Origin of the sequence: Calditerrivibrio sp., from assembly GCA_026415135.1 — a bacterium.
Taxonomy (GTDB): Bacteria; Chrysiogenota; Deferribacteres; order Deferribacterales; family Calditerrivibrionaceae; genus Calditerrivibrio.
Genome location: JAOAHS010000007.1, coordinates 1 through 8,507 on the forward strand (window position 1 = coordinate 1; position 8,507 = coordinate 8,507).

At 37.1% G+C, this 8,507-nt stretch carries 9 protein-coding genes; all 9 read left to right on the forward strand.

Annotated features, from left to right (window positions below):
* Window positions 1-63: 63 nt before the first annotated feature.
* The gene (gene thrS, locus N3C60_01620) at window positions 64-1,986 is read left to right on the forward strand and encodes a threonine--tRNA ligase (GenBank protein MCX8083607.1); all 1,923 of its coding nucleotides are present in this window, start codon (window positions 64-66) and stop codon (window positions 1,984-1,986) included.
* Window positions 1,987-2,004: 18 nt separating this feature from the next.
* A complete protein-coding gene (gene infC, locus N3C60_01625) occupies window positions 2,005-2,517 on the forward strand; it encodes a translation initiation factor IF-3 (protein ID MCX8083608.1) in 513 nt (170 codons plus the stop codon).
* 16 nt (window positions 2,518-2,533) lie between these two features.
* Window positions 2,534-2,731, forward strand: a complete 198-nt coding sequence (gene rpmI / locus N3C60_01630) for a 50S ribosomal protein L35 (protein MCX8083609.1) — start codon at window positions 2,534-2,536, stop codon at window positions 2,729-2,731.
* A gap of 15 nt (window positions 2,732-2,746) precedes the next feature.
* Window positions 2,747-3,094, forward strand: coding sequence for a 50S ribosomal protein L20 (gene rplT / locus N3C60_01635; GenBank protein MCX8083610.1), 348 nt, complete (start codon window positions 2,747-2,749; stop codon window positions 3,092-3,094).
* 33 nt (window positions 3,095-3,127) lie between these two features.
* Window positions 3,128-3,994 carry a DMT family transporter gene (locus tag N3C60_01640; GenBank protein ID MCX8083611.1) on the forward strand — a complete coding sequence of 289 codons (867 nt, stop codon included), beginning with the start codon at window positions 3,128-3,130 and terminating at the stop codon, window positions 3,992-3,994.
* Between the two features lie 59 nt (window positions 3,995-4,053).
* Window positions 4,054-6,168, forward strand: a complete 2,115-nt coding sequence (locus N3C60_01645) for a heavy metal translocating P-type ATPase (protein MCX8083612.1) — start codon at window positions 4,054-4,056, stop codon at window positions 6,166-6,168.
* Window positions 6,169-6,182: 14 nt separating this feature from the next.
* On the forward strand, window positions 6,183-6,389 hold the full coding sequence (locus tag N3C60_01650) for a copper ion binding protein (GenBank protein ID MCX8083613.1): 207 nt from the start codon (window positions 6,183-6,185) through the stop codon (window positions 6,387-6,389).
* 335 nt (window positions 6,390-6,724) lie between these two features.
* Window positions 6,725-7,966 (forward strand): serpin family protein, encoded by a 1,242-nt coding sequence (locus tag N3C60_01655; GenBank protein ID MCX8083614.1) that lies wholly within the window; start codon window positions 6,725-6,727, stop codon window positions 7,964-7,966.
* Between the two features lie 129 nt (window positions 7,967-8,095).
* On the forward strand, window positions 8,096-8,507 hold a 412-nt coding region (locus N3C60_01660), incomplete at its 3' end, for an AAA family ATPase (protein MCX8083615.1).

Genomic DNA, 8,507 nt, shown 5'->3' on the forward strand with positions numbered 1-8,507 from the left:
CAAAAAATATTTGACTTTCTAATTCTTTTATGAGATTAAACCAATTTACATCTGGAGGCAAATATGGAGATAATTTTACCTGATAAAAATAGAATACAAGTAGAAGATACCGCTACAGTAGCCGATGTAGCCAAAAGGATAAGTGAAGGGCTTTTTAAAAAAGCTATCGCAGGAAAAGTAAACGGTAAATTAGTGGATCTTTCCAATAAGGTTAACAACGGGGATGAAGTCACAATTCTAACAGAAAAGGACCCTGAATCTTTGGAAATACTCAGACATTCCACTGCTCATCTGATGGCCCACGCCGTTCAAGAACTTTTCCCAAATGTAAAAGTGACCATAGGACCTACGATTCAAGACGGTTTTTATTACGATTTTGATGTGGAAACCCCTTTTAAAGAGGAAGACTTAGAAAAAATCGAACAAAAAATGATGGAGCTTTCAAAACGTGATCTTAAAATCACAAGAACAGATCTCAGTAGCGATGAAGCCATAAAGATGTTTACTGAAATGGGTGAAACTTACAAGGTTGAAATCATTAGGGATCTCGGTGAACAGGTTGTATCCATTTATTCCCAAGGAAGCTGGCTGGACCTCTGTAGAGGACCTCACCTACCATCCACCGGTTATATAAAGTACTTTAAGCTTTTAAGTGTTGCTGGTGCTTACTGGAGGGGTGATGAAAAAAACAAGATGCTACAGAGGATATATGGCACAGCATGGTTTAAAAAAAGCGATCTTGATGAATACCTAAATAGGTTAGAAGAAGCTAAAAAAAGAGACCATAGAAGATTGGGTAGAGAGTTAGAGCTATTTGCCACTTTCGATGAAATAGGTTCTGGTCTTATCTGTTGGATGCCAAAAGGCGCTAAGGTGAGGGCAACAATAGAAGATTTCTGGAGAAAAGAACATTACGAGCATGGCTATGAACTCCTCTACACTCCCCATATAGGCAAAGCCAACCTTTGGCAAACATCTGGGCATCTGGATTTTTATTCTGAAAATATGTATTCACCAATGGATATAGAAGGGCAAAACTATTTCATTAAACCGATGAACTGCCCCTTCCATATAATGATATACAAATCAAAAAATAGATCCTATAGGGACCTGCCATTGAGATGGGCTGAGCTTGGAACTGTCTATAGATACGAACGTTCAGGTGTTCTACACGGCCTTTTAAGGGTTAGAGGGTTTACACAGGATGATGCCCACATTATATGTGCTCAGGATCAAATAGAGCAGGAAATCCAGGAGGTATTAAATTTTTCCCTATATATATGGAAAACTTTTGGATTTTCCTCAATAAAAGGTTATATCGCCACCAGACCTGAAAAGAGCGTAGGAGATGATCAGATGTGGCAAACCGCAATAAACTCTTTAATGGAATCGATCAAGAGATCCGGAATCGATTTTGAAATAGACGAAGGTGGTGGAGCTTTTTATGGCCCCAAAATAGATCTAAAAGTCAAAGACGCCATAGGCAGGGAATGGCAGATGACAACCATTCAGTTTGATTTTAATCTACCTGAAAGATTTGATATGATATATATCGACAAAGATGGTAAGGAAAAACGCCCTTTCATGGTACATAGAGCTTTGCTTGGCTCCCTTGAGAGGTTTTTTGGAGTGCTTATAGAACATTACGCTGGTGCTTTCCCATTTTGGCTTGCACCTGTTCAGATAAAAATCATGAATATTTCAGATGATCAGAGCGATTATTGTAAAGAGCTATATAGCAAACTGAGAGCAGGTGGTTTTAGGGTGGAATTAGATCTAAGAAACGAAAAAATAGGCTATAAAATAAGAGAAGCCCAGTTGTTTAAAATCCCCCACATGCTGGTGATCGGCAATCAAGAGCTGGAAAACAGCAGAGTCAGTATAAGACTTAGAAATGGAGAAACTAAAAATAATCTTGATTTTTCCGACTATTTTGGTGTAATAGATGATCTAAATAGGTCTAAGACCTTAAATCTTTGGAGGTGATTTATAAGCGACAAAAGTTTGGAAAAAGAGCGGATAAACGAAGAGATTACAGCACCAGAGGTAAGACTAATATTAGAAGATGGCAAACAGGCAGGGATCATTCCAATTTTACAAGCCTTGACAATAGCACAGGAGAGGGGTTACGATCTGGTTGAAGTGGCTCCAACAGCCAAACCACCTGTGTGTAGGCTTTTGGATTATGGAAAATATAAGTTTGAAAAAGAGAAGAAAGAGAAAGAAGCCAGAAAAAAACAGCGCCAAAACATGATTGAAACCAAAGAGATTAAACTTAGACCCAATATAGATGAACATGATTATGAAGTTAAACTTAAGCATATAAAAAGATTCCTCGAAGATGGGGACAAGGTTAAATTAGTAGTAAGGTTTAAAGGTCGGGAAACCATGTTCGGAGAACATGGTATAGAGCTGCTGGACAGAATAACAGCAGACTTGCAAAATCTCTGTGTTGTTGAAAAGAAACCAGAGATGCAGGGTCGTCAACAAGTAATGGTGATAGCACCCAAAAATTAAAATATTTGGAGGAACCATGCCAAAATTAAAAACCCATAAGGGTGCTGCCAAGAGGTTCAAAGTAACAGGCAGCGGAAAAATCAAGTACAAAAGAAGCTTTCTGAGGCACATCCTCACCTCAAAAGCTAGCAAAAGAAAGCGCGCTTTGCGCCACCCTGGCATCCTGGAAGGTGCTGATTGCGCCAACATCAGGAAGCTGTTGCCATATTCATAGTTAAGGAGGATAAAAGTGCCAAGAGCAAAAGGTGGTTTTAAAACCAGAAGAAGAAGGAACAAGTGGCTAAAGATTACCAAAGGGTTCAGAGGTGTAGCCAATAACGTCTACAAAAAAGCCAGAGAATATGGTGAGAGGGCATTAGCCTACGCTTACAAAGGGAGAAAACTCAAGAAAAGAGATTTCAGATCCCTCTGGATTACCAGGATTAATGCCGCAGTTCGTCAATACGGTTTAAGCTACAGCCAATTCATAGGCTTATTACACGCCAAAAATATCGAGGTGGATCGTAAGGCACTCTCAGAGCTCGCTATCAGAAATCCCCAAGAATTTGAAGCGTTGGTAAAACAGGTAAAAAACTAATAAATGGGCGCTTTTAGGCGCCCTTCTTATTGTATGAGTGAGCGATTAAAAGGCTCTATACTTGTTATATTATCTGGAATATTATGGGGGACAACCGGTACATCCCAAGGTCTTGCTCCAAAAGATGCCTCTTCAGCATCAATAGGAGCAATGAGGTTACTCATAGCCGGTATATATTTCCTAACTGTAGCACTGATTAGGGGTAGTCTAAAAGGATACAACATCCTCTTTAGAGATAATGTTATTTTATTATTAGGTGTCATCTCTGTGGTACTATACCAGTTAACCTTCTTCTATGGGGTTAGATTATCCGGTGTTGCCATAGGTACTGTAGTTGGCATTGGAAGCTCCCCAATATGGAGTGGAGTGTTAGGTTTTATCTTTTTGAAGGAAAAACCTTCCAAGATATGGTATACAGCAACCTTTCTGGGTATACTGGGGCTTAATTTAACTTCCTTAGGAGGTAAGTCTAAGGGCGGCTTTGACATATTAGGCATCTTTTTAATGCTTATGGCCGGACTAACGTACGCAGTTTATTCTATATGCGCAAAATATCTAATGAGAAAGTTCTCCGCAGATTTTGTTATGGCTGTTTATTTCATGGGTGGCGCCATAATGTTATCTCCTGTTTTTTTCTTTAACAATATCGGCTGGGTCTTGGAATTAAAAGGGTTACTTTTAATGCTTCATCTTGGCTTCATTGCCACAGCCTTAGCTTATAGCCTGTTCTCAAGGGGATTAAGACTCATACCTGTGGCTCAAGCTACAACACTCTCCCTTACAGAACCTCTAACCGCTTCTATTTTAGGTATAACTGTATTAGGGGAATCGGTCTCCCCCATCAACGGCATAGGCATGTCTCTGATCTTTTTAAGTCTCATTATCCTCTCAAAGAAATAATAATAACCATTGATTTTTTATTATCAAGGTATATCTTTTTTACGTTGATGGAGGAAAATGTGAAAAAGCTTAGAGTCGCTATAAATGGTATGACATGTGCTGCATGTTCCAGTAGAATTGAGAAAAAATTAAGAAAAACAGATGGTATAATAGATGTTGCCATAAATCTCCCATTGAATGCTGGAGAGGTCACATACAACGATGAACTCATAAGTGAAGAAGTTATTATAAAAACGATAAACAATTTAGGCTACCAAGCTGAAAAACAAAAAGATACAAAAAACAAAGATACAAGCAGATTGGACATTATAAAGTTAATAGTTGGATTTTCTTTGAGCTTGCCTCTCTTTATAGGTATGATAGCCCATATATTACACATAAAATCTATGGAATTTCTAATGAACCCTTACCTACAGCTTCTTCTTGCTACTCCTGTTCAATTTTTTTGTGGATATCAATTTTATAAAGGTGCTTTTTACAACTTAAAAACTGGCACCTCAAATATGGATCTATTAGTAGCTCTTGGAACAAGTACCGCATACTTTTATAGTGTATACAATACTTTTTCAGCAGGAAACCTCTACTTTGAGACCTCTTCCATACTCATAACACTGGTATTATTTGGCAAATATTTAGAAAAAAGGGCAACTGGTAAAGCTTCTGATGCCATAAAAAAACTCTTAGAATACGCCCCCAAAAAAGCTAAGCTTTTAAAAGATGATCGGATTGTGGAGGTGGATATTTCGGAAATTAAATCGGAGGATATTCTTTTGGTATCCACAGGTGATAAGGTACCTGTAGATGGTGAAATTATCGATGGTAAAGGTCTAATTGATGAATCGATGATGACCGGAGAACCAATCCCTGTTGAAAAAAATGTAGGGGAGAGTGTCATAGGGGGTACAATCAACACCCATTACATCTTCAAAATGAAAGCTACTTCAACAGCAGAAAACACAGTACTAAGCCAGATAATAAAACTGATAGAAAATGCCCAGACCACAAAAGCACCCATTCAAAGATTTGCCGACCTTGTCTCAGGCTATTTTGTTCCTTCAGTTGTACTTATAGCCATCGTGACTTTCGCTGGATGGTATATTATTACAAAAGACCTAAATATTTCCTTGATAAATGCGGTAGCTGTACTAGTAATCTCCTGTCCATGTGCTCTGGGGCTTGCAACACCAACTTCAATAATGGTGGCAAGTGGAATAAGCGCAAAAAAAGGTATTCTTTTTAAAGATGTAGCTTCCATAGAGAATCTAAATAAAATAAAAGCAATTATCTTCGATAAAACCGGAACGATAACTACCGGCAGTATTTCAGTTAAAAAATTTGTTAAGTTGGAAGATGTTGACTTAAATGAAGTATTTCCATTAGTCTTGACAATAGAATCCCAATCATCCCATCCCCTTGCCATTGCAATAAAAGATTACCTACTCTCCCAACACCATCAGCTTGTTCCATCTGTAAAAGATATTCACGAGATCCCAGGCAAAGGTATGGTAGGCTTTTATGATAAAAAAGAGATAATGATAGGTAAACCCTTCAAACATATAGATGAAGAGCCGGGTAGCATAGTATCTATCTACATCGATAATCTTCATATCGGGTATTTTCTACTGCAAGACGAAATAAAAGCAGATGCAAAAGAGGTTATTGAAAAATTTTCTAAAAAGGGGATAAAGATATACCTACTAACAGGTGATAACACAAAAACAGCCCATTATGTAGCAAGTCAGGTTGGCATTAAGGATGAAAACGTCATAAGTGGGGTACTTCCCCATGAAAAAGCCCATTGGGTAGAAAAGATAAAAAGCAAAGAAAGATTAGTAGCTATGGTAGGCGATGGAATAAATGACTCCCCTGCCCTTGCTGTAGCCGACATCGCCATTGCAATGGGCAACGGAACTGATATCGCCATTGAGACAGCATCCGTAATAATTATTAAAGGGGATTTAAAATCTGTTTATAATGCCTTTAAAATAGGTGAATACACCATCAAAAATATCAAACAAAACCTCTTTTGGGCTTTTATTTACAACACTGTTGGTATACCTTTAGCAGCTTTTGGCTACCTCAACCCCATTATTGCAGGTACTGCAATGGCATTTAGCTCTGTCTCTGTAGTATCAAACGCATTAAGACTAAAAAAAATGAGATTAGAATATTAAAAGTGGAGGTTTTTATGAAAGTAACATTGAATGTATCAGGGATGTCATGTCATCATTGCAAAATGGCTGTAGAAAAGGAAGTTGGCAAGTTAGTTGGTGTAAGTTCTGTTACCGCTTTTCCTAAGGAAAATAGGGTTGAAGTAGAGTTTGATGACTCTAAGGTTAGCCTTGATATGATAAAAGATTCCATAGAGGAAGCCGGTTACGAAGTAACTGATTAATAACTTTCTTGTATAAAAAAAGCAATCCAATGTAGAGCTTTAAAGGGTTAATGCTATCTTAGATAATAGAGTTTTACAATTCATTTAAGGGATAAGGCATTAAACCCTTTTTAAACTCAATTATTTTTGTACTTTCTGGTATAATCTATTTAGAGGTATTAGCAAAAATTAACCGATTTTTGTAAAGCAATTGCTTTGTTATTTTTAAGTGTAAACCATGAAATCTGTATTACTTTATGCAAGTAGATGGTCCTTTAGAACAGGGAAATTGGAGAGCTAAAACAGAGAAAGGCTATTCTTAGCGAAACTAAAAAACTTATATAAGGGGATCATATATGAATAAAATAGGTAAAATGGTAATAATAGTCTCAATCCTCTTGTTGACCTCCATCAATATGTTATGGGCAGAAATAAGCAACGTCGTGGAGGCAAACAATAGGTTTAGCTTTGATATTTATTCATTATTAAGCAAAGAAAAAAGTACTGAAAATATCTTCCTGTCACCATTAAGCATCTCAACAGCAATAGCGATGACCTACGAGGGAGCAAGAGGAGGCACAGCCAAAGAGATACAAAAAGTCTTTTATTTTCCCATTGATAATCAAAAACTTAGGGAAGGATATCTAAGTCTGATTAATGAGATCAATAAAAAAGACAAAAAATACCAGCTCCACACAGCAAACGCCCTCTGGGTCGAAAAAAAATATAATCTACTTGATAATTATCTAAAAAATATAGAAAAATATTATCAAGGCAAGGCAACAAATGTTGGTTTTTGGGATCCATCAGAAAGGGATCAAACAAGACTCAAAATAAACAAGTGGATAGAAGAACAAACAAATAATAAGATCAGAGAATTACTAAAGCCAGAGTCGATATCGCAAGATACAAAACTGATTCTTACCAACGCCATATATTTCAAAGGTAAATGGAAAAAAGCGTTTAACAAATCACTGACTAAGGATGAAGATTTTAAGATTTGCGAGAGTAAAAAAATCAAAGTACCGATGATGAGTTTAAATAAACAGATAATCAATGAACTGTCAGACTATCCTGAATTTAGATACACTGAGACAGAAGACCTACAGGTTCTTGAACTCCCCTATGAAGGTGATGATGTTTCGATGCTCATCCTCCTTCCCAAAGGGAACATAAAAGATGCTGAAAAAACTTTTAATTATGACAGATTAAAAGAGCTTAAAAAAACATTATCGCTCCGCCCAGTCGAGGTCTATTTACCAAAATTTAAGTTCGAAAAAGAATACCAACTCAAATCTACGCTTATGGGTATGGGAATGCCAGCAGCCTTTTCCGATCTTTCGGCTGATTTTTCTGGTATGGACGGCTCAACAAAACTCAAGATCGGCAATGTTATCCATAAGACATTTATAGAGGTAGATGAAGAGGGGACCGAAGCTGCTGGTGCAACAGCTGTATTGATGATTAAAAAGACCTCAGTAAAGGAAACTAAAAAACCTATAATCTTTCGAGCTGATCGTCCCTTTATAATCATAATTCAGCACAATAAAACAGGAGCTATAATGTTTATAGGAAGGGTATTTGATCCAAGTAGGTAATTGATAAGACTATTAAAATACACCAAAAATCCCTTAGGATCATAAGAATATCCATAAGACCTAATTATCATTGACTTTTTACACTACATTGACTAATCTGATTTAATCTTATTATCAAGCAGGTAGAAGATGAAAAAATTACCAATAGGGATTTCTACTTTTAGAACAATTATCGAAGAAAATTATGTTTACGTTGATAAGACCAAAGAGGCGTATGAGCTAATAGAGAATGGCCAGTATTATTTCCTCTCCCGCCCCCGAAGGTTTGGGAAGTCTCTGTTTTTGGATACGTTGAGGTCTATATTTGAGGGTAAAAAGGAGCTTTTTGAAGGGCTTTATATATATGACAAGTGGGATTGGTCTAAAAAATATCCAGTTATAAGGATAAGCTTTAATACAGGGGATTACACCTCCAAAGAGGGTTTGCATCAGAGGATATATGAGATCTTAAGGGCCAATCAGAGAGATCTGGGTGTAGTTTGTGGAGATGATCTATCATTATCTGGATGTTTTGAGGAACTTATTTATCTATGTTACAAGA

Bases quoted from the DNA above. Each gene is read 5' to 3' on its own strand.
- rpmI (MCX8083609.1), top strand. From the start codon at position 2,534: ATGCCAAAATTAAAAACCCATAAGGGTGCTGCCAAGAGGTTCAAAGTA.
- N3C60_01650 (MCX8083613.1), top strand. From the start codon at position 6,183: ATGAAAGTAACATTGAATGTATCAGGGATGTCATGTCATCATTGCAAA.
- N3C60_01655 (MCX8083614.1), top strand. From the start codon at position 6,725: ATGAATAAAATAGGTAAAATGGTAATAATAGTCTCAATCCTCTTGTTG.
- N3C60_01640 (MCX8083611.1), top strand. From the start codon at position 3,128: ATGAGTGAGCGATTAAAAGGCTCTATACTTGTTATATTATCTGGAATA.
- thrS (MCX8083607.1), top strand. From the start codon at position 64: ATGGAGATAATTTTACCTGATAAAAATAGAATACAAGTAGAAGATACC.